This is a genomic window from Xanthomonas sp. BRIP62411 (genome assembly GCF_003993525.1).
In the GTDB taxonomy this organism is placed as follows: domain Bacteria; phylum Pseudomonadota; class Gammaproteobacteria; order Xanthomonadales; family Xanthomonadaceae; genus Xanthomonas; species Xanthomonas euroxanthea.
Genome location: NZ_QEZI01000032.1, coordinates 47,487 through 70,865, shown reverse-complemented (window position 1 = coordinate 70,865; position 23,379 = coordinate 47,487). Strand labels below are relative to the sequence as shown.

At 66.7% G+C, this 23,379-nt stretch carries 22 protein-coding genes; 9 read left to right on the top strand and 13 right to left on the bottom strand.

From position 1 onward, the window contains the following. Nucleotides 1-4: 4 nt before the first annotated feature. The 5 genes from EO139_RS20955 to EO139_RS20935 all read right to left on the bottom strand — a co-directional run bounded on the left by EO139_RS20955 (nt 5) and on the right by EO139_RS20935 (nt 6,035). Nucleotides 5-1,396, bottom strand: coding sequence for a peptidylprolyl isomerase (locus tag EO139_RS20955; protein ID WP_126972349.1), 1,392 nt, complete (start codon nt 1,394-1,396; stop codon nt 5-7). Then, nucleotides 1,393-3,825 (bottom strand): LPS-assembly protein LptD, encoded by a 2,433-nt coding sequence (lptD, locus tag EO139_RS20950; protein ID WP_104584987.1) that lies wholly within the window; start codon nt 3,823-3,825, stop codon nt 1,393-1,395. The genes EO139_RS20955 and lptD overlap by 4 nt, the downstream gene beginning before the upstream one ends. A gap of 126 nt (nt 3,826-3,951) precedes the next feature. After that, on the bottom strand, nt 3,952-4,860 hold the full coding sequence (locus tag EO139_RS20945) for a histone deacetylase family protein (protein ID WP_104584989.1): 909 nt from the start codon (nt 4,858-4,860) through the stop codon (nt 3,952-3,954). 37 nt (nt 4,861-4,897) lie between these two features. Continuing rightward, complete coding sequence (locus EO139_RS20940) at nt 4,898-5,455, bottom strand: cob(I)yrinic acid a,c-diamide adenosyltransferase (protein ID WP_126972347.1); 558 nt, start codon at nt 5,453-5,455, stop codon at nt 4,898-4,900. A gap of 1 nt (nt 5,456) precedes the next feature. Next, nucleotides 5,457-6,035: a hypothetical protein gene (locus tag EO139_RS20935; protein WP_126972345.1), complete on the bottom strand. Its 579-nt coding sequence runs from the start codon at nt 6,033-6,035 to the stop codon at nt 5,457-5,459. A gap of 286 nt (nt 6,036-6,321) precedes the next feature. On the opposite strand from EO139_RS20935, the gene ubiH reads away from it, so the two are divergent. The 5 genes from ubiH to EO139_RS20910 all read left to right on the top strand — a co-directional run bounded on the left by ubiH (nt 6,322) and on the right by EO139_RS20910 (nt 11,223). Then, nucleotides 6,322-7,530, top strand: a complete 1,209-nt coding sequence (gene ubiH / locus EO139_RS20930) for a 2-octaprenyl-6-methoxyphenyl hydroxylase (RefSeq protein WP_126972343.1) — start codon at nt 6,322-6,324, stop codon at nt 7,528-7,530. Continuing rightward, nucleotides 7,527-8,708 (top strand): UbiH/UbiF family hydroxylase, encoded by a 1,182-nt coding sequence (locus tag EO139_RS20925; protein WP_126972341.1) that lies wholly within the window; start codon nt 7,527-7,529, stop codon nt 8,706-8,708. Before ubiH ends, EO139_RS20925 begins: the two co-directional genes overlap by 4 nt. 115 nt (nt 8,709-8,823) lie before the next feature. Then, a complete protein-coding gene (locus tag EO139_RS20920; protein WP_126972339.1) occupies nt 8,824-9,546 on the top strand; it encodes an alpha/beta hydrolase in 723 nt (240 codons plus the stop codon). A gap of 82 nt (nt 9,547-9,628) precedes the next feature. Beyond that, nucleotides 9,629-10,060 (top strand): nuclear transport factor 2 family protein, encoded by a 432-nt coding sequence (locus EO139_RS20915; RefSeq protein WP_126972337.1) that lies wholly within the window; start codon nt 9,629-9,631, stop codon nt 10,058-10,060. Nucleotides 10,061-10,188: 128 nt separating this feature from the next. After that, entirely contained in the window at nt 10,189-11,223 is a 1,035-nt protein-coding gene (locus EO139_RS20910) for a transporter (protein WP_126972335.1), read from the top strand. Between the two features lie 196 nt (nt 11,224-11,419). Here the strand turns inward: EO139_RS20910 and EO139_RS20905 are convergent, their stop codons facing one another. After that, nucleotides 11,420-12,094, bottom strand: coding sequence for a GntR family transcriptional regulator (locus tag EO139_RS20905; RefSeq protein WP_104585007.1), 675 nt, complete (start codon nt 12,092-12,094; stop codon nt 11,420-11,422). Nucleotides 12,095-12,329: 235 nt separating this feature from the next. Between EO139_RS20905 and EO139_RS20900 the strand changes: the two genes are divergently transcribed. The 3 genes from EO139_RS20900 to EO139_RS20890 all read left to right on the top strand — a co-directional run bounded on the left by EO139_RS20900 (nt 12,330) and on the right by EO139_RS20890 (nt 14,673). Next, entirely contained in the window at nt 12,330-13,235 is a 906-nt protein-coding gene (locus EO139_RS20900) for a gallate dioxygenase (protein ID WP_104585009.1), read from the top strand. Nucleotides 13,236-13,245: 10 nt separating this feature from the next. Then, nucleotides 13,246-13,605: a protocatechuate 3,4-dioxygenase gene (locus tag EO139_RS20895; RefSeq protein ID WP_039523676.1), complete on the top strand. Its 360-nt coding sequence runs from the start codon at nt 13,246-13,248 to the stop codon at nt 13,603-13,605. Between the two features lie 66 nt (nt 13,606-13,671). After that, a complete protein-coding gene (locus EO139_RS20890; RefSeq protein ID WP_104585011.1) occupies nt 13,672-14,673 on the top strand; it encodes a LysR substrate-binding domain-containing protein in 1,002 nt (333 codons plus the stop codon). A 186-nt stretch (nt 14,674-14,859) separates the two neighbouring features. Here the strand turns inward: EO139_RS20890 and EO139_RS20885 are convergent, their stop codons facing one another. From EO139_RS20885 to EO139_RS20855, 7 genes are all read right to left on the bottom strand, one after another. Continuing rightward, a complete protein-coding gene (locus tag EO139_RS20885) occupies nt 14,860-16,338 on the bottom strand; it encodes an AMP-binding protein (protein WP_104585013.1) in 1,479 nt (492 codons plus the stop codon). Between the two features lie 205 nt (nt 16,339-16,543). Further along, complete coding sequence (locus EO139_RS20880) at nt 16,544-18,013, bottom strand: aldehyde dehydrogenase (RefSeq protein ID WP_126972333.1); 1,470 nt, start codon at nt 18,011-18,013, stop codon at nt 16,544-16,546. A gap of 83 nt (nt 18,014-18,096) precedes the next feature. Then, nucleotides 18,097-18,924, bottom strand: a complete 828-nt coding sequence (locus tag EO139_RS20875) for a p-hydroxycinnamoyl CoA hydratase/lyase (protein WP_016900748.1) — start codon at nt 18,922-18,924, stop codon at nt 18,097-18,099. Nucleotides 18,925-18,958: 34 nt separating this feature from the next. Next, nucleotides 18,959-19,432, bottom strand: coding sequence for a MarR family winged helix-turn-helix transcriptional regulator (locus tag EO139_RS20870; protein WP_104585082.1), 474 nt, complete (start codon nt 19,430-19,432; stop codon nt 18,959-18,961). Nucleotides 19,433-19,565: 133 nt separating this feature from the next. Continuing rightward, complete coding sequence (locus EO139_RS20865; RefSeq protein ID WP_104585017.1) at nt 19,566-19,961, bottom strand: hypothetical protein; 396 nt, start codon at nt 19,959-19,961, stop codon at nt 19,566-19,568. Between the two features lie 210 nt (nt 19,962-20,171). Then, nucleotides 20,172-20,894: a hypothetical protein gene (locus tag EO139_RS20860; RefSeq protein WP_104560559.1), complete on the bottom strand. Its 723-nt coding sequence runs from the start codon at nt 20,892-20,894 to the stop codon at nt 20,172-20,174. Nucleotides 20,895-20,975: 81 nt separating this feature from the next. Continuing rightward, nucleotides 20,976-21,878, bottom strand: a complete 903-nt coding sequence (locus EO139_RS20855; RefSeq protein ID WP_104585019.1) for an SMP-30/gluconolactonase/LRE family protein — start codon at nt 21,876-21,878, stop codon at nt 20,976-20,978. Nucleotides 21,879-22,140: 262 nt separating this feature from the next. Here EO139_RS20855 and EO139_RS20850 point away from each other — a divergent pair, with 262 nt between their 5' ends. Beyond that, entirely contained in the window at nt 22,141-23,250 is a 1,110-nt protein-coding gene (locus EO139_RS20850; RefSeq protein WP_115676190.1) for a Gfo/Idh/MocA family oxidoreductase, read from the top strand. The last annotated feature ends 129 nt before the right edge of the window (nt 23,251-23,379 follow it).

Sequence of the window (23,379 nt, the reverse complement as noted above, 5' to 3'; positions counted from 1 at the left end):
CGAATCAGCGCGTCGGCTGTGCCGGCGGCGGGGTCGGTGCGGCAGGGTCGGCCGGCTTGGCTGGTGCCACAGTGGCATCGCCATCGGCGCGGTCGCCGGTGCGGAAGCTCACGTAGGCTTCGCCGCGCAGCTCCTGCAGGTAGCGGTTGTACTCTTCTTCCAGCTTGCGGCGGCCGATCGTTTCACGGATCTGCGCACGCTGGCTCTCGGCACTGACGTCGGTCTGACGGCTGCCCACGCGCTGCACGATGTGCCAGCCCGCCTGGGTGCGGAACGGCTCGGACACGGCGCCATCGGCCAGGCCTTCGACCTGCTTGCCGAAGTCCGGGCCGAACGCATCGGCCGGGAACCAGCCCAGATCTCCACCCTGGCCACGGCTGTTGGTGTCTTCGGACGACTCCTTCGCAACGGCCTGGAAGTCGGCACCGCCGGTGATGCGCGCACGCAGCGTGTCGATCTTGGCCTTCGCCTGCGCTTCGGTCTGGTTGTCGCCGATGCGCACCAGAATGTGGCGGGCGTTGTACTCGGTGACCAGCTTCTTCTCGCCGCCGGCATTGGCGTCGCGCATTTCCACCAGCTTGAGCAGCTGGAAACCGCTCGGACCACGCAGCGGACCAGCCACCTGGCCAGGCTGCATGTCGCGGATCAACTGGGCGAATGCGTTCGGGATTTCATCCAGGCTGCGCCAGCCCAGATCGCCGCCTTCCAGCGCATTGGGGCTATCGGAATACCGTACCGCGGCTGCCGAGAAATCCAGCTCGCCCTTGTCGATCAATGCCTTGACGCCATCGACCTTCTTCTGGCCGGTGGCGATCTGATCGGCGGTTGCGCCTTCCGGCAGGCCCACCAGGATGTGCGCCAGGTGGTACTGGCTGCCGGTGGCGGCCTGCTGCGCCAGCGCGGTATCCACTTCGCCTTCGCTCACGCTGATGCGGCTCTGCGCAAAGCTCTGCCGCAACCGCTGCACGATGATTTCGTCGCGTACCGAGGCGCGGAAGTCGCCATAACCCATGCCGTCGGCCGCCAGCTTTTGCCGCAGGCCGTCCACGGTGGTGCCGTTCTGCTGGGCGATGCTGGCGATGGCGCGGTTAAGTTCCTCGTCGCTGACGCGGATGCCGCTGCCATCGGCGCGGCCGACCTGCAGCTTGACCAGGACCAGACGCTCGAGCACCTGACGCTGCAGGACATCGTCCGGCGGCAGCTGGTTCTCCCGGCCGGCGTACTGCGACTTGACGTTGCGCACTGCGCGATCAAGCTCGCTCTGCAGCACCACGTCTTCGTCGACGATGGCGGCAATGCGATCCAGCGGCTGGGATTGCTGCGCCGAGGCCAACGGCGAGAGCGTGCTGGTGAGTACCAGCAGCGAGGCGAGAACAACGGAGAAAGGCTTGGTCATGGAATCAAGTTCGGATCGTAATCGTCCGGATTAGTCGTGGTGTTGCTGGGCGGGACCAGGTAGAGGTCGTCGCGGTAATAGCCGAGAATAGCACGGCGCAAAGTGCGGTCCGTGTTCTGCCCGAACGAGCTCAGGCCCTTCAGCACGAACTCGAACTGGATGGAGTTGTCCATCTCGCCATCGCGGTTGCGCACGAACCGGCGCACCAGCGCGCGCACCGCCAGGCAGCAGCTGTCCCACTGCACGCCACCGATCATTTCCAGCGGTTTGCGATCCAGCAGCGAGTAGTAGTAACGGCCGACCGCACTCCAAGTGGGGTTGATCGGATACAGGAACGAGAAATCGGCCTGCTCGAGCTGGTCGGTGTTGTTGGTCGGATTGCGGCGGTAGCGATAGGCCAGATTGATAATGCCGTCGTTGCCCAGCAGATAGCGCGTACGCAGGCTGGCCAGGTCTTCCTTGCGCGAGTTGGGGTTCCACTGGTAGGTGGCGCCCATCGACCAGCGGTCGTTGATCATGTAGTTGGCATCGGCCACCCAGGCGGACTTGCCCTGCTCGATGGGTTGTTCGCTACCGGCGGCCGAATTGGTGCTGTTGTTGATGGTGACCAGCGAATCGTTGAAATACAGGATCTGGCCTGCACTCAGCGACAGCTTCTCGCGACCATCGTCCTGGCGCAGCCAGCGCGAGGTCACCGCCAGGGTCAGCTGGTTGGCATCGTTCTGGCGGTCGGCACCGGTGTAGCGCGTGTCGCGGAACAACTGGCTGTAGCTGAAGGTGAACGGGCGGGTATCGAAGACCGGAAGATCGTCCTGGTCGCGGTACGGCACATACAAATAGTACAGACGCGGTTCCAGCGTATTGAGATAGTTGGTGCCGAACACCGAGGTCTCACGGTCGAAATACAGCCCGGCATCCAGCGAGGCGATCGGCAGGCTGCGCGAGGGTGAACGATCACCGGTCAGCGGCGCGGTGTTGGCCAGCGTCGAATCCAGCTGGTACGTGGTGTAGCGCCATGCAACGGTCGGAGTGAAGAACCAGGCCGCGCCGGACAACGGCATCGAGATGTAGGGCTTGATGTCAAGCCGCGAACCGCTGCCATATTCCTTGTTGCGGATGTTGGTGCGGACATAGTCGTCATCATCGTCATCGCCGCTGGTGCTTCCGTTCAACGGGGGCCTGACGAAGTACGAATCGTCGTGAGTGAAGCGCACCGCTTCGGCATACACGCCGGCCTCGAAGATGCCGAACGGCTTGTCCCAGGTGAAATAGGCGCGCGGCTGGCGGTTGTACGGCAGCGACTGCTCATCCAGCGTGTAGTCGGTGAGCTGCCAGCGGTCGGCCATCAGGCCGGCGGTCCAGGTCTCGCCGGTACCGTAGATGCCGATGGTGCTCTGCAGGCTGGAGGCCGAGCCCATGCCGTTCAGGCGGCTGGTGAAGTCTTCCACATAGCGCGTATCGCTGACCCAGGAGATGCTGCTGCGCGCCTGCCAGTGATCATTGATGTTGTGATAGCCGCTATAGAAGACGCTGCCGCGGTCCTTTTTCCGCAGGTCGTCGTTGGGCAGGTAGTTGCCGGTGATCTCGCCGCGGCCGCCTTCGTACAGGTAGCGGAACTCGGTGCCGAACATGAAACCGCGCTTGCTCATGTAGCGCGGCAGCAGGGTGGCGTCGTAGTTCGGCGCCAGGTTCAGATAGATCGGCTGCAGGTAGTCGAAACCGTTGCGGCCGGACAGGCCGAACTGCGGAAACAGCAGGCCGGTCTGGCGGCGGTCGTCGATCGGGAACTTGAACCACGGGAAGTACAGCACCGGCACCTTGCCGATCTGCAGCACGGCATTGCGTGCGGTGCCGAAGCCTTCTTCGTTGTCGACGTCGATCTCCGGCGCGCGCACGCGCCAGATCGGCTGCGAGGGATCGCAGGTGGTGTAGGTCGAGCGGTGCATCTGCCCGACCTGGCCCTGCAGATCCACCGATTCGGCCGCACCATTGCCGCGCCGGTCCACCAACTGGTACTGGATGTTGGTGACCTTGTGGGCGTCGGTGTCCTGATTGCCTTCGGCGCGGTCGGCGACCATGCGGAAGGAGGTGTCCTGGTAGCGGACATTGCCTTCGGCGATGTAGTTGCCGGTCTCGGTGTCCATGCGCAGGTTGTCGGCACCCAGGAACTGGTCGCCGCGCTTGAGCGCCACGTTGCCCTGGTACTGCGGGGTGGTATCGGTACCGGAGAGCTGGTCGCCTTCGATGTCGGTCGGCAACTCCTGGCGCATTTCAGCGGCCTTGGCATCGGCGGCGGGGGCGCCGTCGAAGCCGGGCAGCGGATCCACCGCCGGGCACAGTCCCCAGTTCAACGGCTTGTCGGCAGCCATGGCCGGAAGGCAGATGGCGATGCTCAAAGGCAGGGGCAGCAGGCGGAGAACTCGGCGCACGCGTGATTCAACCAATAAAATGGCGACTAGCTTGCCGCATACCCCGCATAGGGGCAATGAAGAGCTCCCGGGTCGGGGGGGCGAGGTTCATCGCGATGGGGGGCGCGAGCGACGCGCCGTCGGGGTTCACCGCAGCGCGGCCACGTGCGCCACGCTGCTCTCGCGCAAGGCCTGCAGGTCGTAGCCGCCCTCCAGCATGGACACCACCCGGCCACGCGCATGGCGGTCAGCCAGGGTGCGCAGCGCGCCGGTCAGCCAGGCGAAATCGTCGGCATCGAGCATCAGATCGGCCAGCGGATCGCGCAGATGCGCATCGAAGCCGGCAGAGATCAGGATCAGCTGCGGGCGGAAGGCGTCGATCAGCGGCAGCATCTCGTCTTCCCACACATTGCGGAAGCGCAACCCGTCGCTGCCTGGCTGCAGCAGCAGATTGTGGATGTTGCCGATGCCGCGCTCGTAGACGCTGCCCGAGTGCGGATAGAGCCCGGACTGGTGGGTGCTGAGATACTGCACGGCCGGGTCGCGCTCGAAGATCGCCTGCGTGCCGTTGCCGTGGTGGACGTCGAAATCCACGATGGTGATGCGTTCCAGCCCATGCCGGTCGCGCGCATGCGCGGCGGCCACGGCGACGTTGTTGAACAGGCAAAAGCCCATCGACACCTGCGCGGTGGCGTGGTGACCGGGTGGGCGCACTGCGCAAAAGGCGGTCCGGGTGGCATCCTGCATCACCGCGTCTACCGCGGCGACGCCGGCGCCGGCCGCGCGCAATGCCGCCGCGCGCGAGCCGGGCGACATCACGGTGTCCACGTCGAGCCGATGGTGGCCGTCGAAGGCGGTTTCCAGCACCGCATCCACCTGTTCGCGCTCGTGCACCCGGCACAGGTCGCCGAGCTTGGCCAGCGGCGCCTCGCGCCAGTCCAGGTCCGGGAAGGCGTCGCGCAGCGCCTCCAGTACCGCTTCCAGACGGGCGGGGCGCTCGGGATGCTCGGGGCCGGCGTCGTGACCGAGGCAGGCGGGATGGGTAAAGACCAACATGGGGCAAATCTAGCCTGTCCGCCGTGCCATGTGCAGGTCAGCCGCGCCGGCGGTCGTGCCGCCACAGCACTTCCTGCTGGCCATCGGCACGCGCCAGCACGCGCGCCAGCACGAACAGCAGGTCCGACAACCGGTTCAGATAGCCGATCGCCTCGCTGCGCACGGTCTCCTGGCGCGACAGCGCAACGGTCTCGCGCTCGGCCCGGCGCACGATGGTGCGGGCCAGGTGGCAGCGCGCGGCGGCCTCGCCACCGGCCGGCAGGATGAACTCCTTCAGCGGGGGGAGCGTGTCGTTGAAAAGGTCCAGCTGGCGCTCCAGTGCAGCGATATCGGCGCTATCGATCGCCGCATGGCCCGGGATGCACAGCTCGCCGCCCAGATCGAACAGCTGGTGCTGGAGGGTGGTCAGCAGCTCGGCAACCGGTTCCGGCACGCCGGGGGCGGCCAGCAGCACGCCGATGGCCGAGTTGGCCTCGTCCACGGTGCCATAGGCGTTGACGCGCAACGCGTCCTTGCCGGTACGGCTGCCGTCGCCCAGGCCGGTGCTGCCGTCGTCGCCGGTGCGCGTATAGATCCGCGAGAGCCGGTTGCCCATCTCAGCCGGCCTGGATCTGGCCGGGCGCGCTGGTCAGGCGCTCGGCGGCCATCTGGATCGCCGCGGCGGCGGCCACATACAGCGCGGCACTGCGCAGATACGGCCCCAGCCAGTCGCTGTAGTTCTTGAACCAGCCGGCCACGGTCGGCTCGGCCACGCTGGCGCTGATCCAGTAGAAGCTGCCCTGGGCGATCAACTGGCACAGCGCCACGGAGAGCAACAGCGCCGGCACCAGCCTGGCCAGCGCGCTCCATTGCGCGCCGTGGTACTGCCGGCGCAACCACATCCCACCGGCCCACAGCGCGAAATACGCCGGCACCAGGCACCAGTACGCCGGCGATACGCAGTAGTGCTGCCAGAAGCTCAGGCCCTGGCGGGTGATCACCAGCCAGTCCACCGCTACCGCCAGCAGCATCAGCAGCGGGAAGGCCAGCCTGGTGCGCGCTGCCAGGTGGAAGCCGCCGATGAAGAACACCGCCCAGGACGCGTCCGGGACCGGCGCGAAGTGATTGATCCGCGTGGCCGCCATCAGGACGGCAAGCAGGCTCAGAATCAGGGTGTCGTGCGAGCGAGGAGTCATGCGCGGAGGTGGCCGGATCACAGGCTGGCGAGTGTAGCGTGGAACCCGGCACGCCCGCGCCTTGGCGGTCCTGCGGGAGTGGCTGGCGCAAGCGACCGTGGCAGCGCTGCCGTTGCCGCCGCCCACCGCGGATGCAGACCGGTGGGCGCCTGGGTGTGCCCTGCAGCGGCAAGGGTCGGGCAGCGGACCTGGGTGAGCAGCCGGCCGCGCTACGCCGGCCCGGGCGCGGCAAGCTGCCCCACCCGGACGCGGCAACGGGTCATGGGCGAAGGCTTATCATGTGGCGATGACACATCCACATGACGTTCTGATCGTCGGCGGCGGCCTGGTCGGCTCCAGCCTGGCGATTGCGCTGGACCGCATCGGCCTGGATGTCGGGCTGGTGGAAGCCACCCCGGCCGGCACGCCGCCAGCGGTGTTCGACCAGCGCAACCTGAGTTTTGCCGCCGCCACCGTCAATGCGCTGGGCGTGCTGGGGGTGATGGCCAAGCTGCGCAGCGCCCCCGGCCCGATCCGGCGCATCCACGTCAGCCGCGCCGGCGACTTTGGCCGCGTGCAGCTGGACGCGGCCGATTACGGCCGCGACAGCTTCGGCCAGGTGGTGGTGGCGCGCGATTTCGGCGAGGCGTTGCAGGCCCGCCTGGACGAGCTGACCCGGCTGCGCCGCTATCGCCCGGCACGCTGCATCGGGGTCGAGCCGGTACAGTACGGTCTGCGCACGTTGCGGATCGTCACCGATGACGGCGAGCAGCGCGTGCAGGCACGGCTGGTGGTCGGCGCCGATGGCACCCACAGCGCAGTGCGCGAGCTGCTGCATATCGGCAGCGACGCGCACGACTTCCTGCAGACCTTGTTCGTGGCGCGGGTGCGCGCCTCCCGCCCACCGGATGGCACCGCGTGGGAGCGCTTCGGCGCGCATGGGCCAACCGCGCTGTTGCCGCGCGGCGACCGCCATTACGGCGCGATCCATTGCGTGGCGCGCGCCGAGGCCGAGGCGGTGGCCGCGCTCGACGAAGCCGGCTGGCTGGCCCGGTTGCAGCGGGCGGCCGGATGGCGCGCCGGGCGTTTTGTCGCCAGCGGCGAACGCAGCGCGTATCCATTGGTGCAGGTGCTGGCCAACGCGCTGGTCGCCGAGCGCGTGGTGCTGCTGGGCAACGCCGCGCAGACACTGCATCCGATCGGCGCGCAGGGCTTCAACCTCGGCTTGCGCGATGCGCTGACACTGGCCGAATTGATCGAGCACGATCGCCGCGATGCCGGTGCGGGCGCGTTGCTGGCCGAGTACCTGGCACGCCGACGCGTGGACCGCGAACAGACCATCGGCTTTTCCAGCGGGCTGGCGCGGCTCACCGGCAATCCGGCGCCGTTGTTGCGGCCGCTGCGTAGCCTCGGCCTGCTTGCGACCTCGCAGGCCGCGCCGCTGCAGTCGATGCTGGTCGGCGGGGCGATGGGGTTCCGTGGCGATGTGCCGCAGTTGTGCAGGGGCGTGGCATGAGCCGCCGTGGTAGCCGCGATGCGTTGATCGTCGGTGGCGGCGTGGTCGGGGCCGCCTGCGCGCTGGCCCTGGCCAATGCCGGCCTGAGCGTGGCCCTGGTCGAAGGCCGCGAGCCCGCGCGCTGGCGGGCCGACCAGCCCGATCTGCGCGTGTATGCCTTCGCTGCCGATAATGCCGCGCTGCTCGACAGCCTGGGCGTATGGGCCGCCGTGCGCGCTGCCCGCGTGCAGCCGTACCGGCGCATGCGGGTCTGGGACGCCGGCGGTGGCGGCGAACTGCGCTTCGACGCGGATACCCTGGGCCGCGAACAACTGGGCTGGATCATCGAACACGCGGTGCTGGTCGATCGCCTGTGGGCGGCCGTGCATGCGGCCGGCATCCAGGTGCATTGCCCGGCACGCGTGGTCGAGCTGGAACAGGATGCACACAGCGTGCGCCTGCGCCTGGACGATGGCAGCCGCCTGGAAGCGGCGGTCGCCATCGCTGCCGATGGTGCCGCATCGACCTTGCGCGAGCTCGCCGGCCTGCCGGTGTCGCGGCATGCCTATGCGCAGCGTGGCGTGGTTGCCTTCGTGGAAACCGAGCAGCCGCATCAGGCCACTGCCTGGCAGCGCTTTCTGACCACCGGCCCGCTGGCGTTCCTGCCGTTCTCCGATGGCCGCAGTTCGATCGTATGGACATTGCCGGATGCCGAGGCCGCGCGCGTGCTGGCGCTGGACGATGCCGACTTCGCGCGCGAGCTGACCCAGGCCTTCGCGGCGCGGTTGGGGCAGGTGCGCGTGGTGTCTGCACGTGCAGCGTTTCCGCTGCAGCGGCAGTTGGTGGAGCAATACGTCAGCGGCCGCGTGCTGACCCTGGGCGATGCCGCGCACGTGGTGCATCCGCTGGCCGGGCAGGGCGTCAACCTGGGCCTGCGCGATGTCGCCGCGTTGCGCGCGGAGGTGCGCCATGCGCTGGCAAAGCGTGCGGACTGGGCCGCCCCGCATCGGCTGCAGCGCTGGGCACGTACCCGCCGCAGCGAGAACACCGTGGCCGCCTATGGCTTCGATGCGATCAACACGGTGTTCTCCAACGACGAGATGCATCTGACGCTGTTGCGCGGGTCGGTCCTCGGGCTGGCCGGCAGGTTGCCGCCGCTGGTGGATGTGCTGTGGAAGCGCGCCTCCGGCAGCGCGTGACCGACATGCCGGCCGACGCCACCGTCGTCGGCCCCGTCTTTGTATGTTGATGCGCTTATAGCGCAGGCAGCATGTTCCATACGACGGGCGCAGCCGGCGTGGCTACAGTCGAGCCATGTCATCTTTCGCCACCCGTTCGTCCAGGCCCAACGTGCTGCTGCTCTGCGGTTTGCTCTGCGATGCCACCATCTGGCAGCCGCAACGCGAGGCGCTGAGCGATCTCGCCGCAGTGCAGGTGCTGGACTTCGCCGGCTTCGACAGCATCGCGCGGATGGCCGCACACGTGCTGGCCGTCGCCCCGCCGCAGTTCGCCGTGGCCGGCCATTCGATGGGCGGGCGGGTGGCGCTGGAGATCATGCGCCAGGCGCCGCAACGCGTGCAGCGCCTGGCCTTGCTGGACACCGGCATTGCGCCACGCCGCGATGGCGAGCGTGAACAGCGCGCGGCACTGGTGCAGCTTGCCCACACGCAGGGCATGCAGGCGCTCGCACGGCAATGGCTGCCACCGATGCTGCATCCGGACCGACACGACGATGCCGGGTTGATGAAGCCCCTGATCGCGATGGTGCAGCGGCACAGCGTGCAGGCCTACGCCGGGCAGATCCATGCGTTGCTGGAGCGCCCCGACGCCGCGCCGGTGCTGGCGCAGATTCGCTGCCCGACCCTGCTGGGCGTGGGCCGGCAGGACGCCTGGAGTCCCCTGGCCCAGCACCAGCAGATGGCGCAGCAGATCCCGCACGCACGGCTGGTGGTCTTCGAAAACAGCGGGCATATGGCGCCGCTGGAAGCCCCCGCCGCCGTCAGCGCAGCAATGCGCGACTGGTTGCAGGAGGCGTGATGGCGATCCGGTCCGGCCGGCGACGCGCGCGCTGTCGTTGACCAGGCTTGCCGCTTTATCAGCAGCGACTTGAGGAGGCTGCATGCACGACGATGCATCGATCATCATTGCCTGCGAGCAGGTGATTCGCCAATTCGCATTGCTCAACGATCGGCATGACCATGAAGGCCTTGCCGCATTGTTCACTGCCGACGGCGTGTTCGCCCGGCCCAGCGCACCGGAGCTGCCGGTGCAAGGCCGCGAGGCGATCCTGCACTCCTTCCGCGCGCGCCCGCCGCGCACCACTTGCCATCTGATGCTCAACACCCTGGTCAGCATCCAATCGCCGACCGTGGCGCACGCGCACAGCAAGGTCCTGCTCTATACCGCCGCGGACACCTCCACAGCACCGCCCTGGACGGCCCAGTCGCCTGCGTTGCTCGGCAGTTTCGACGACGTGCTGGTGCGGGAGCAGGAGCGCTGGCTGTTCAAGCAGCGGCTTGGCGCCTTGCTGATGCGTATCGGCGCCGATTGATCAACTGCCTCGCATCCGTGCCTGGACGCACAGGCGGACGGCGCCCTCGTCGTCGCCTGCCGCAGCACCGCTTTCCTCCCCCACGTCGCGCCCGCAGTCATCCATCCATCGCATTGGAGAATCGCCTAGTGGAACGCGTGAGCTCATCTGCCCGTTGTGCCGTTGCACTGCCACGGTTGTCGTCGCATCGGCATCGTGTCCTGACCCTGGTCACCCTGCTGGGTGCCGGCCTGCCCGTTGCGGCGTCCGCGCAAGCGGTGCCGGAAACCGCTGCACCGCCGCAGGGCATCAATCTGGGCGGGACGAGTTTTCTCGATGGCTTCGGCTCCTCGACGCCGGGCTGGACGGTGATCGAATATCTGCGCCATTACGACTTCGACGCGATCAAGGACGCGCGCGGCGACGATGCGGCCGCCTTCCGCGATCCCAAGGTCGGTGTCAGCGTCCTGCTGACCCAGCTGATCTACGTCACGCCCTATCGCTGGAAGCGCGCGTCGCTGAGCTTCAATACGATCGTGCCGCTGGTCAACTACGACACGTCCTTCGCTGCAGACAGCCCGGTGCAGCTACGCGGCAACGGGTTCGGGATCGGCGATATCTCCTTCGGGCCGGCGCTGCAGATCGACCCGGTGATGCGCAACGGACGTGTCCTGTTCTTCCAGCGCTTTGCGATCGATGCGTTCGCCCCGGTGGGCAAGTTCGATCGCGATGCCGCCATCAACCAGAGCACCGGATTCTGGTCGGTGGCGCCGCATTGGGCATTCACCGTGCAACCCAGCGACACCTGGGAGATCAGCATGCGGGTCAACTATCTCTACAACTTCCGCACCGATCGCGCCGGCGGCGTACCGCCGATCCCGGGGTTCGGTTTTCGCAATGGTCAGGCCGGCGATCTGGTGTGGGCCAATCTGGCCAGCTCGGTGAAGGTGAGCGAACAGCTGCGCCTGGGCATCAACGGGTATTACCTGCAGCAGCTGCAGGACAACCGCACCAACGGGCAGCGTGTACCCGACAGCAAGCGCATGCAGTTCTATCTCGGGCCGGGGCTGTCCTGGCGGCTGGATGCCAACAATCTGCTGAATTTCAATGTCTACCTGCCGGTGGAGGTGAAGAACTCGGTGGCCGGCACCAGTGTCAATCTGATGTTCGTGCATTCCCTTTAACGTGGAAGCACGCACATATGCGCAGCATGCACGCCGGCGCGTCCGCGTGCGTGCTGCGGCGCAGACGGATGCAGCACGCTGCTGCAGGCAACGCTGCATGCAGCGCAAGCCCGGGTAGTCCTACGTTCGAGTTCTGAGCTGTGCAGGCTGCTGCGCCAGGCCAGTGCACGCTGTCCGCACCAAACCCCTGCGCGCGTCAGATGCCCATGCTGTGGCGCTGGGTATTGGCGTGCTCGCGGAACAACAGCTCTGCACGCGCGCCATCGCGTTGTTCGATGGCCGAGACGATGGTGCCGTGCTGCCGATGTCCGTAGTACAGATCGTCGTAGGCCAGCGTGGGCGAGCGTTGACCGAACACCACATTGACCGGGCTGACGAAGGGCACCACGGTGCAGCGGTCCACGGTCTCGGTCAGGATCGGTTTGTCGGCGGCCACCACGATGGCGCGGTGGAAGCGGGCATTCATCGCGCCATAGGCCTGCTCGTCGTCGGCATTCAGGCTGCGCGTGGCCAGGATCCGGTCGCCTTCGGCGAGACAGGCATGCAAGGTGGCCAGCAGCGTGGCGGAAGCGCCTCGTTCGGCGACGGCGCGTGCGGCCATGCCTTCCATCAAGGCGCGCACCGCCAATGCGTCCAGGCTTTCCTGCTGGCTGAAACGTCGCACTGCATAGCCGCGGTTGCCTGCCTGCACCAGCAGGCCTTCCTGGCACAGCGCGGGCAGGGCCTGACGGATGGGAGTGCGCGAGATGGCCAGTCGCTCGGCCAGGGCGGCCTCGGTGATGCGCTCACCCGGGGCGAAGGTGCCGCACAGGATCAGTTCGCGTAGCTGCTGGACCGCTTGCAATCGGTGGTTGTTCGCCATTGGCTCCATTCTCTCGCGCCGTACTGCGGCGCACGTTCCTTCGAAGGGGAAAACTCGCAATCCCGGTATAAAAAACCTTGCAGATCAGATCGCTTGGTGGCACTTTGGATCCCAAGGATACCGTTTTGGCGGTCCCGAGTGGCCAGTCGGCGCTGTTGGGATCCCGTGGCAGGACGATTTCGGCTCAATCAATGATGCGCAATCGGTCACTGCCAGTGGCCGGCACGTATCGCAGGAGTGCAGCATGGCAAGCATCATCGGCGGCATCGGAACCTCGCACGTTCCCACCATCGGGGTGGCCTACGACAAGGGCAAACAGCAGGATCCCTTGTGGAAGCCGTTGTTCGACGGCTACACACCGGTGGCTGCCTGGTTGGCCGAGCAGCAGGCAGACGTGCTGGTGTTCTTCTACAACGACCATTGCACGACGTTCTTCTTCGACCTGTACCCGACCTTCGCCTTGGGCATCGGCGAGCGCTTCCCGGTGGCCGATGAAGGCGCAGGGCTGCGCAATCTGCCGCCGATCCGCGGCGATGTGCAGCTGCAGGCGCATATCGCCGAATGCCTGGTCAACGACGAATTCGATCTGACCGTCTTTCAGGACAAGCCGATCGACCATGGCTGCGCGGCGCCGCTGCCCTTGCTGTGGCCGCACGTGCCGGACTGGCCGGGCACGGTGGTGCCGATCGCGATCAACGTGCTGCAGTACCCGCTGCCGACCGCGCGCCGCTGCTATCGTCTGGGCCAGGCAGTGCGGCGGGCGATCGAATCCTATCCGGAGGATCTCAAGGTGGTGGTGGTGGGCACCGGCGGGCTGTCGCATCAGATCCACGGCGAGCGCACCGGCTTCAACAACACCGAGTGGGACATGGAATTTCTGGACCGCTTCCAGCATGCGCCGGAAACGCTGACCGATCTGACCCATACCGATTACGTGCGCCTGGGTGGGGCCGAGAGCGTGGAGCAGATCATGTGGCTGGCGATGCGTGGCGCGCTGGGCGGGCCGATCCGCAAGCTGCACCAGAACTACTACCTGATGACCACCACCGCGATGACGGTGGTGTTGTACGAGCCGGGTGTCGAAGCTGCTGACGCGCCGTCTTCGGCGCAGTTGCTCGCACACGCCGCGCATACCGCAAACGCGGCATGAGGGCCGACCCATGAATCCGCAAGTACAGGGCATGGACCAGATCGGCGGGACCTACCTGTTCGATCTGCGCACCAGCAACCGCGCGTTGCGCATCAACCGATTCTTCTGGCATATGATCCGCGCCCCGTGGCGCGATCGCTTTCTTGAGGATTCCGAAACCCTGATGCAGGAAGCCGGCCTCACCGAGCACGAAAAGGCGCTGATCCGTGCACGCGACTGGCTCGGCCTGGTGCAGTACGGCGCCAACTTCTTCGTCATCGAAAAATTCGCACGCGTGGTGCGCATGACGAATCTGCAGGTCTACGCCATCATGCGTGGCGAGTCCTTCGAAGACTTCATGCAGACACGGCGTGTGCCCGATGCACGCTGATCTGCAGGCGGCGGCCAGGTGCCGTCGCGCCGCACTACCCGACTTCCCAACGTAAGGTCTACCCCCATGACCATGTCCTCCGTGTTCTTCGAACACCGCATCAAGGTCCGGCATCTACGTGTCATCGAGGCGCTGGACCGGCAGAAAAGCCTGCTGCGCGCCTCACGCGTATTGAACGTCACCCAGCCCGCGTTGACGCGTGCCCTGCAGGAGATCGAGGAGATCGTCGGCGCGCCGCTGTTCGAGCGTCACTCGCGTGGCGTGCGCCCCAACGCGATGGGCGAGGTGCTGGTACAGACCGCGCACGTCGTGCTCGGCCAGTTGCGCCGCGCGCAGGACACCTTCGAGGGTCTGCTGCAGGATGACGCGCTCACCATCACCGTGGGCGCGTTGCCGGTCGCGGCGAGCGGCCTGTTGCCGGCGGTGCTGGCCGCGTTGTATCGCGCCGAACCCACGCTGCGGGTGCGCCTGCTGCATGGGCGTACCGACGAGCTGCTGCCCAAGCTGGCCGGCAACGAGATCGACCTGGTGGTGGGCCGGCTGTATCCGCTGGCCCGCTACGACGCATTGATCCGCAAGGTGCTGTACCAGGATCCGATCGCGCTGGTGGCGCGCAGCGATCATCCGCTGTTTGCCAACGGCCAGGTGCGCATCGGCGAAGCCGCCGCGTATCGCCAGGTGCTGCCGACACTGAGCCAGCATGTGGAGCGTGACGTGGCGCAGGTGATGCGCGAGCATGGGCTGGCCACGCGCGATCAGCTGCGTTCCAGTTCGGCCAGTTTTACCCGCGAGATCCTGCTCGGCACCGACAGCGTTGCCGTGATGCCAAGCATGATGGTGGCCGGGGATATCGCACGTGGCGAGCTGCGGGCCTTCCAGCTGCAACAGCCGTCGCAGGCGCGCGCAGGCGGGGTGATCTATCGCGATGGCAGTGCCATCCACAAGCCCGGCGTGCGCTTGCTGATGCGTGAGCTGGAGCGCCAGCTGGCGGTCATGGCCGGGCAGGGTGCGGTGTGGGTGGACGACCAGATCAGCGAGGACAACCTGTTGCTGGACGAGTCCGCGTGATCGATTGAGCGCTGCAACCGCGGCAGCAGGCTGCGGCTGCGTCGCACGACGCCGCAGCGCCGGATGCATACGACGGGCAGCGCAGGCTGCCCGTCGTGCTGTCGGGGCGTTGGTCGCTGCCGCACCTGGGCAGTGCGAAAACGCGGGGCGTTGCCAGCTGCGCGCGGCGCGATCGCCCGGCATGCATCACGCCTCGCTGGCCAGGGCATCTTTCAGGCGCGCTTTCTGCAGTTTGCCGGTCGCGGTGCGCGGCAGCGCCTCGACCACGCGCAGATGCTTGGGCACCTTGTACTTGGCCAGTCGTTCGATCAGATAGGCGCGGATCTGCTCCAGATCCGGCGCGTCGTCGGCCGGCACGATCGCCAGGTAGCCCACTTCCCCCCATTGCGGGTCGGCGATCCCCACCACCGCGCATTCGCGGACCTGCGGATGGTCGGCAAGCACCGCCTCGATCTCGGCCGGATACACGTTCTCGCCGCCGGAGATGAACATGTCCTTCTTGCGATCGACGATCCAGAAAAATCCATCGGCATCGCGTCGCACGATGTCGCCGGTGTGGAACCAGCCGTGGGCGTCGCGCGCGTCGGCGCTTGCCTGCGGATCGCGCCAGTAGCCGGGGCTGAGGTTGGGGCCGCGCAACAACAGCTCGCCGGGCACGCCGACCGGGCAGTCGTTGCCATCGCCATCGACCACGCGCGTCTGCACCGACGGCGCCGAAATGCCGACCGCGCCCAGCTTGTCGCGGATCACCGCGCAGTCCACCGACATGCCGAACACCGTGCCGGCCTCGCTCATGCCGAAGCCGCTGACCATCGGGATGCCATCGTCCAGCCAGCCGAGCAGGTCATCGCTGGCATGCGGCGCGCCGCCGCTGACCAGCGCAGTGAGATGCCGCAGCGCGGCTGCATCGAAACCGGGCTGGCTGCGGAAGGCCTGCATCATCTGCGGCACGCCGACGTAATGGGTGATGCCCAGCGACTGGTCGCTCAGCCAGCCCAGCGTGCGCCTGGGTTCGAAGCCGTTGGAGACCTGGATCGAGCCGCCCACCGCCAGCACCGGGCGCACGTTGGTGGCCAGGCCGATGATGTGGAACATCGGCGCTTCGCACAGGAAACTGCTGCCGGCCTCCACGCGCGTGGTGACGCCGAAGTTGTGTGCCACCTGCTGCAGGTTCTGCTCGCTCAGCATCACGCCTTTGGGCTGGCCGGAGGTGCCTGAGGTGAACAGGATCAGGCTGACGCGGTCGGGGGGAATGGATGCCGTGTCTGCCGGCTCCAGCGTCTTCGCCGCGTCGACGAAATCGGCCAGCGCTTCGACATCGGCGCGTCCCGCAGCAACGTCGTCACCCAGCAGCAGGCGCGGCTCTGCGCGTTGCAGCAATGCATCCAGTTCGGTTGCACTCAGCCGCCAGTTGAGCGGTACGTAAATCGCGCCGACGCGTGCGCAGGCGAAATGCAGCGCCACCTGCCAGACCGAGTTGCGTGCCAGCACGGCGAGCCGTTCGCCATCGATGCAGCCGCGCCTCTGCAGCAACGCGGCCAGACGGCCGATCAAGGCGTCCAGCTCTGCGTACGTCCATTGCTGGTCCAGCAGCAGGTCGCGGGCGGCAAGCCGGTGCGGGGTGAGGCGGGCGTGGAAGGAGATCGAGTCGGTCGGCATGGTCATGGCGCTGTCTTCCGAATGCAGATGGGGAGTGACTGGCGTGAGTGAGACGGCTACGGCTGAAGGTTGATACGTGCCCCCGATCCACCTGGCGAACGTTCACCAGAGAGTGCGGGTGCGCCGCAGGAGGCGATGGACGAGGCGGTGCCTGCCACCGCGTTGCGACCGCACTTGCTCTGGTATCTGTGCGGTCGCTGGGCTGAAGGGCCTAACTGAGATAGATGGTCTTGGTCTCGAGGAAGGCATGCAGTCCTTCGATGCCGCCTTCGCGGCCGATCCCGGAGTGCTTGACCCCGCCGAACGGCATGTCGAAGTCCACCCACATGCCATTGATCGCATGACTGCCGCTGCGCACGCGGCGGGCGATGCGGTAGGCGCGATCGGGATCCTCGCTGTAGACCGTGCCGTGCAGGCCGAAGTCGCTGGCATTGACCTTGGCGATCAGGTCGGCCTCGTCGTGATAATCGATAAAGCTCACCACCGGGCCGAAGATCTCCTCGCGGGCGATGGTCATGTCCGGGGTCACCCCGGCAAACACCGTCGGTTCGAGGAAGAAGCCGCGCGGCAGATGCGTGGGGCGGCCGCCACCCATGACCAGGCGCGCACCCTCGGCGCGGCCTTGTGCGATGTAGGACTGCACGCGTTCGAGCTGGCGGCCAAGCGCCAACGGACCCATACCGGTCTCGGCAGCGAACGGATCGCCGAGCTTGAGCGAGCCGATGGCCGCGCAATACGCCTGCAGGATGTCGTCGCGTCGCTGCGCCGGCACCAGCACGCGGGTGAGCGCGAAGCACACCTGGCCGGTGATCGGCATCGAGTAGGGCACCAGGCTGGGCAGCACCTTGGCGATGTCTGCATCGTCCAGCACGATCGCGGCGGACTTGCCGCCCAGCTCCAGCCCGACCCGCGCCAGACGCTCGGCGCAGGCCATCCCGATCAGCCGCCCGGCCTGGGTGGACCCGGTAAAACTCACTTTGTCCACCTGCGGATGGCGGATCAGGTGTTCGCCGACCTCGCGACCGCCCGGCAGCAGATTGAACACGCCATCGGGCACGCCGGCCGCGCTGATGCACTCGGCCAGGATGTAGGCATCGATCGGCGTTTCCGGCGAGGGCTTGGCCACCACCGTGCAACCGGCCGCCAGGGCGGCAGCGACCTTGTAGCAGAGCAGCACCAGCGGGGCGTTCCAGGGGGTGATCGTGGCGACCACGCCCACCGGCTCCTGCACGATGTGCACGCGGCCGCCGTTGGCGCGTGCACGGGGCTCCACGAACGGATGGGTCGCGATCAGGTCGCCGTAATAGTCGAACAGGCCGGGCGCCTGCTGCGAGGCGCGGCGACTGAAGCCGATGGTGGCGCCGACCTGTCCGGTCCAGGCCTCGGCCAGTTCCGGCATGCGCGCACGCAACTGCGCGGCCACGCGCTTGAGCACGACGCCACGCTCTTGTGGCGATAGCTGCGGCCAGGGGCCGGTGTCGAACGCGGCGCGCGCGGCGGCGATGGCCGCCTCGGTGTCGGCAGGCGCGGGCTCGGTGTAGCGCAGCAGGCGTTGTTCGGTGTGCGGTGCAATCACATCGACGTCGCGATCGCCGCTGCTTGCGCGCCACTGGCCGTCGATGAACAGGCCCAATGGCCCACGCGCAGCGATCCCGCGCAGGGTTGCGGACAAGGCTTCCATACTCCCTCCTCGGTGCAGAAAACCACTGGCAGCGCCAGCGATGCGTGGGGTGCACGCATCGCTTCAGGCGCCCTGGGAACTGCTCAGGCGCTGTTTTTGGTCAGGTCGTATTCGCCCAGGCCGGGCTTGTAGCTCTTCTCGTCGATGAACTGACGGATGCCTTCCTTGCGGGCGTTGTTGTCGAACGAATTGGCCGCTTCCTGCATGCGCACCAGATAATCTTCGGCTTCGTCGTAGGTCATGGTGCCGACGCGACGCACGGCATCCTTTGCATACTTCAGTGCGACAGGGTTCTTCTTGAGCAGCAACTGGGCCACTTCGCGGGTCCGTGCTTCCAGCCGTTCCAGCGGCACGCTTTCGTTGACCAGGCGCCATTCGGCGGCCTTCTTGCCGTCGACCATTTCGCCGGTCAGCGTCATCCACATCGCATCGCGCATGGACAGCAGCTCCACCGCGACCTTGGTGACGCCGCCGCCGGGCAGGATGCCCCAGTTGATCTCCGACAGGCCGAACTGCGCCTCGTCGGCGGCGATCGCCAGGTCGCAGGCGAACAAGGGCCCGAAGCCGCCGCCGAAACACCAGCCATTGACCATTGCGATGGTGGGTTTCTGGTACCAGCGCAGGCGGCGGAACCATCCGTAGGACTCGCGCTGCGAGCGACGCACGCCACGCAGGCCCTGTGCCTCGGTCTCGCGGAAGTATTCCTTCAGATCCATGCCGGCCGACCAGGCCGTGCCTTCGCCGCCGAGCACCAGCACGCCGACGTTGTCGTCGAATTCCAGCTCGTCCAGCACGTCCATCATGCGGCGGTTGAGCGCCGGGCTCATCGCGTTGCGTTTGTCGGGGCGTGCGAACTTCACCCAGGCAATGCGGTTTTCGATGCGGACCGATACCACGTCATGCTCGTTCAAGCGGCGTCTCCTTCGAGTCGGTACAAGGTGGGAATCACAGGTCTTCGGCGAGCGCGGTGTCCGCCACGTTTGCCCGTTCCAGCGTGGCGCTGGCGTTCAACTTGCAGAGCAGGCGCAGCAGGGTCTGCTGCTCGCTGGCTTGCAGGCCGGTGCAGGTACGCGCAACCGCCCGTGCCAGGCAGCCCTGGGCAGTGGCGAGCGTGCGCTCGCCAAGCGAGGTGAGATACAGGCCCTTGCTGCGTCGGTCGCGCCCGGCCAGGCGTTCGATCAGGCCCTGCTCGGCCAGCGCGTTGGCGATCTTCATGCCGGCGGCGCGATTGACCAGCAGGCGGTTGCCCAGTTCGGTCTGGTCGCAGCCGGGCTGGTCGCGGATATGGATCAAGGCGGTGACGCGCGCCGGGGTCAGATGCAGTTCGGCCAGTTCCTGGCGCGCGGCGTGGCTGGAGGCCAGGGTCGCCAGTTGCAATTGATAGCCAAGGTCTGCGGCAAGGGCCAGGCGAGCAGTCATCGATCCGTCCAAATTGTATCCGTTAAATACAATCTAGCCGACCGAAGCGGGCACTGCAAGAGGTTGCCGCGGTCACAAACGAAGCAGCGTGCGCGCCTGCGTAGCGCAGCCGCGCACACTGCTGACCAATACCTTACTGAATCAGCCAGCCGGCCAGCTGCTCGCGGCTCAGGTGGCCGCTGTGACGCGTGTCGAGCGCGTCGAATTCCTCTGCCAGTGCCGGGTTGGCCTGGGCCTCGGCGCGACTGATGCGGCCGTCGCCATCGGTATCCAGCGCCTGGAAGTCGATGCGGTAGCTGCCGACCACGCTATTGGGCTGGATCGAGCGCACGATCACGCTGGCCTCGCCGCGTGGACGCTCCAGCTGGGCCTGATGGGTGACCTCGCCGCTGGACAGCGGCTGGGTGCGAATCACATTGGGAACCTCGATCAGCGGCGCGCTGCTGGCCGGCGTCGGCGTCTGTTGCGCGAGCGCGTGGCCGCCGAACAGCAGCAGTACGGAAAACGAGGCAATACGAACGGTGGTCATCAGATCCCCCTGATGTGGAACAGCCTGCAAGCATAGAGGCTGGCGGGCGTGTTGAGGTGCGTGCACGCTGCGCCCGGCGTACGGCAGACAGCGTCTGCGTGCGCCAGGGCGACCGTCGGTGCGGCACGAGATGCGGCATCGGCCAACCGGGACCGGAGCCGGAACTCACCGCCGCACCGCAGCTTCGGACAGTGCACCCGGCTCCGCCGCTCAGCCCGGGATGAACGGAAACACGATCTTCAACAAGCCCTTCAGGCCACCCTCGGCAGTGCTGGCCACCGCCTTGGCGCCGAGGCTGTTGAGCGCGCGCCGGACATCTTCCCAACGCAGTTGCGCGATGTCCTTCTTCAGCAGATCCGCCACTTCCTCTGCCGTGGGCGTGAGCTTTTGCAGTTCGCGCACGGTGGCCTGCGGATCCGGCTGCAGATAGCCCCAGCGTTCGGCGACTTTCAGCAGCGTGTCGAAGCGCACCGCGACCACTTCGCGATTGCGCTCGTACACCGGCAAGGCACCGACATCCAGGATGGCCTGCTCGAATTGCTGCGCGTCATCGGGGTGTTCGATGCGCACCGCCAGAAACCCTTCCTTGCGGCTACGTTCGCTGACGTGCTTGGCACCGGAGCGCAGGTTGTCTTCGGTGAGCACGTTGGCGACGATGCGCTGCATCGCCGCGTCGCCTTCCTCGGGCACCAGCGAGCGCCAACGCGCATAGCCGTCGCGACGCAATGCCTTGACCTTGGCCGAGGTCACCCGCAGCTGCAGCGCGACCATCGCGTTGGAGCTGTTGCGCGAGATGGCGCCATCGCGTTCGAGCAGCACGAAGATCAGCAATTCCAGGTCGCGCTTGGTCAGCGACTGGAATCCCTGCAGCAGGGTCAGGCGCAGGAATTCGTTGCCGAAGGCGGCCGCGTCCTTGAGTTCGATCGGTTGCATGGGGAGTCCTCCACGGGTGACCTGCAGGATGCCAGCGCGCTGTTGCGCGACCTGAGAACCGTTGCGACGCGCGCAGCAGTTTCAGTGTCCGGTTTCGCGCCCCGGGCGATCGGACCTGAACGTTTCAACTGCGCCACGATCCTGCAGGGTGACGAACACCTGTTTGCCATCGCTGCCGCCGAACGCCACGTTGCTGGCCTTGCGGCCCTTCAACGCGACCGTGCGCAGCAACGTGCCCTGCGGCGAGACCACCGCGATCTGCCCGGCATCGTAGCGGGCGATGTAGAGATTGCCGTCGGCATCGCAACGCATGCCATCCATGCCGAAGTCCGGGAAGCTGATCAGCAGGCGTTTGTTGCGCAGGCCGCCATCGACGCGGTCGTACACCCAGACCTTGCGCGATATGCTTTCGTTGACGTAGAGATGCTTGCCGTCGGGGCTGACGTCCAGCCCGTTGGGCGTGGTCATGCCCGACTCCATCAACTGGACCACGCCCTCGCGGCTGATGTGCCACAGGCGGCCGCTGTTGTCCTTCCAGTTCGGGTCGCTTGCATAGAAGCTGCCATCGGGCGCAAGCGCCAGGTCATTGGGACCATCGGCGTCGGGCAGCGAGGCGAAGGTGCTGACCGCACGTGTGCGCAGGTTCACCTGCAGGATCTTGTGGCCGGTGAAATCGGCCACGTACATCGTCCTGTCGCGGAAGCGGATGCCATTGCCGGTGCTGCCGTCGGGCAAGGTCACGAAGACCTCCGCCTTCGCGCTTCCATCGGCGTGCAGCGCAATGCGCGCGATGGTGCCGTCCTTGCCCAGATTCACTGCATACAGCGCGCCATCCGGCCCTGCCGCAGGGCCTTCGGCATTGTGGGTGAAGGCGCCATCGCCGATCAGGTCGCGCGCAACGAACGGCGCATCGTCAGCGATTGCCAGCGAACTGGACAACAGCAACGCCAGGGGCAGGAAACGACGGCGGGCGACAGCGGTCATGCGGCATGCTCCAGATGGGATCGTTGCCAGTGTGCCAGAACGTGCGCAGCGGCCATGGCGGTGATCACGCGCGATCAAGTAAGGTGCCCGGGCAGTATTGGCCGACCAGCGACCAACAGCACCACTGCGCCCATCTGCGGGCAGTGCGATTGGGACGTGGTGCGGCATGTATCCACTGACACTCCGGTGCGCGTGCGTCGTCATCGACTGATGACCGCATGCGATGGTGTCAGCCGCTCTCAATCTTGCGAAGGAGGTTTGCATGTCCGTGGAATCGATCACACGTCGCCGTCTGCTTGCCGCGTTCGGCGGTGCAGGCATCCTGCTGGCTGCGCCCGGCTGGGCATTGCCGAAGAAAAAGCCGGGCAAACCGCTGAATGTGGCGCTGGCCGGCCTGGGCAGTTATGCCAGCGAGCAACTCGCGCCGGGCCTGGCACTGACCAAGCATTGCAAGCTGGCGGGCATCGTCACCGGCACGCCCTCGAAGATTCCGCAGTGGCAGGCCAAGTACGGCATCGCCGATCGCAACGTCTACAGCTACGAGAACTTCGACCGGATCGCCGACAACGACGACATCGACGTGGTGTACATCGTCACGCCCACCCACCTGCATGCGCCGCTGACCCTGCGCGCGGCGGCGGCCGGCAAGCATGTCTGGTGCGAAAAGCCGATGGCGATGCATGCCGGCGAATGCGAGGCCATGATCGCGGCGTGCAGGCGCAACAAGGTGGCGCTGGCGATCGGTTACCGCATGCAGCACGAACCCAATACGCGCCGCCTGATCGCGATGGCCAGCGAGAAGCCGTTCGGCGCGATGCAACGCGTGCGTGCCGAGGCTGGGTACAACGGCTACCACGATGCGACCAAGGCCGATCGTCCGTGGCGCTTGCGTTCCCAGTTCGGCGGCGGGGCGATGTACGACATGGGCGTGTATCCGCTCAACGCCGCGCGCTACACGGCGGGCAGCGAGCCGTTGGCCGTGACCGCCAAGCGCTGGACCGATCGCCCGGAGCTGTTCGACGAAGTCGACGAGCATATGGACTTCACGCTGGAATTTCCGAATGCGGTGCGTGCCGAGTGCAAGACCAGCTTCGGCAAGAACATGAATGTGCTACGCGCCGAGTGCGAGCGCGGCTGGTATGAGTTGTCGCCGTTCCAGAGCTACCAGGGCGTGACCGGCAAGGCCAGCGACGGGCGCGTGTTCGACGCCAAGGTGCCGCACCAGCAGGCACTGCAGATGGACGAGGACGCGCTGGCGATCATCAACGGCACTCCGCTGCGCGCACCCGGTGAAGAAGGCCTGCGCGACATCCGCATCGTCGATGCGATCTACCGCTCGGCCCGCGAGGGCAGCAAGCGGATCGTGCTGTAATCGCGGCCCGCTCCGTCGAGCGACGGAGCGGGCTGGCCCTGATTTGAGAGAGCAGACTGGCTCAAGCCAGCTTGCCGCCACCAAGAGCTAAAAAGGCCTTCGCGTACGAGGAGGCCTTTCAATCCGACG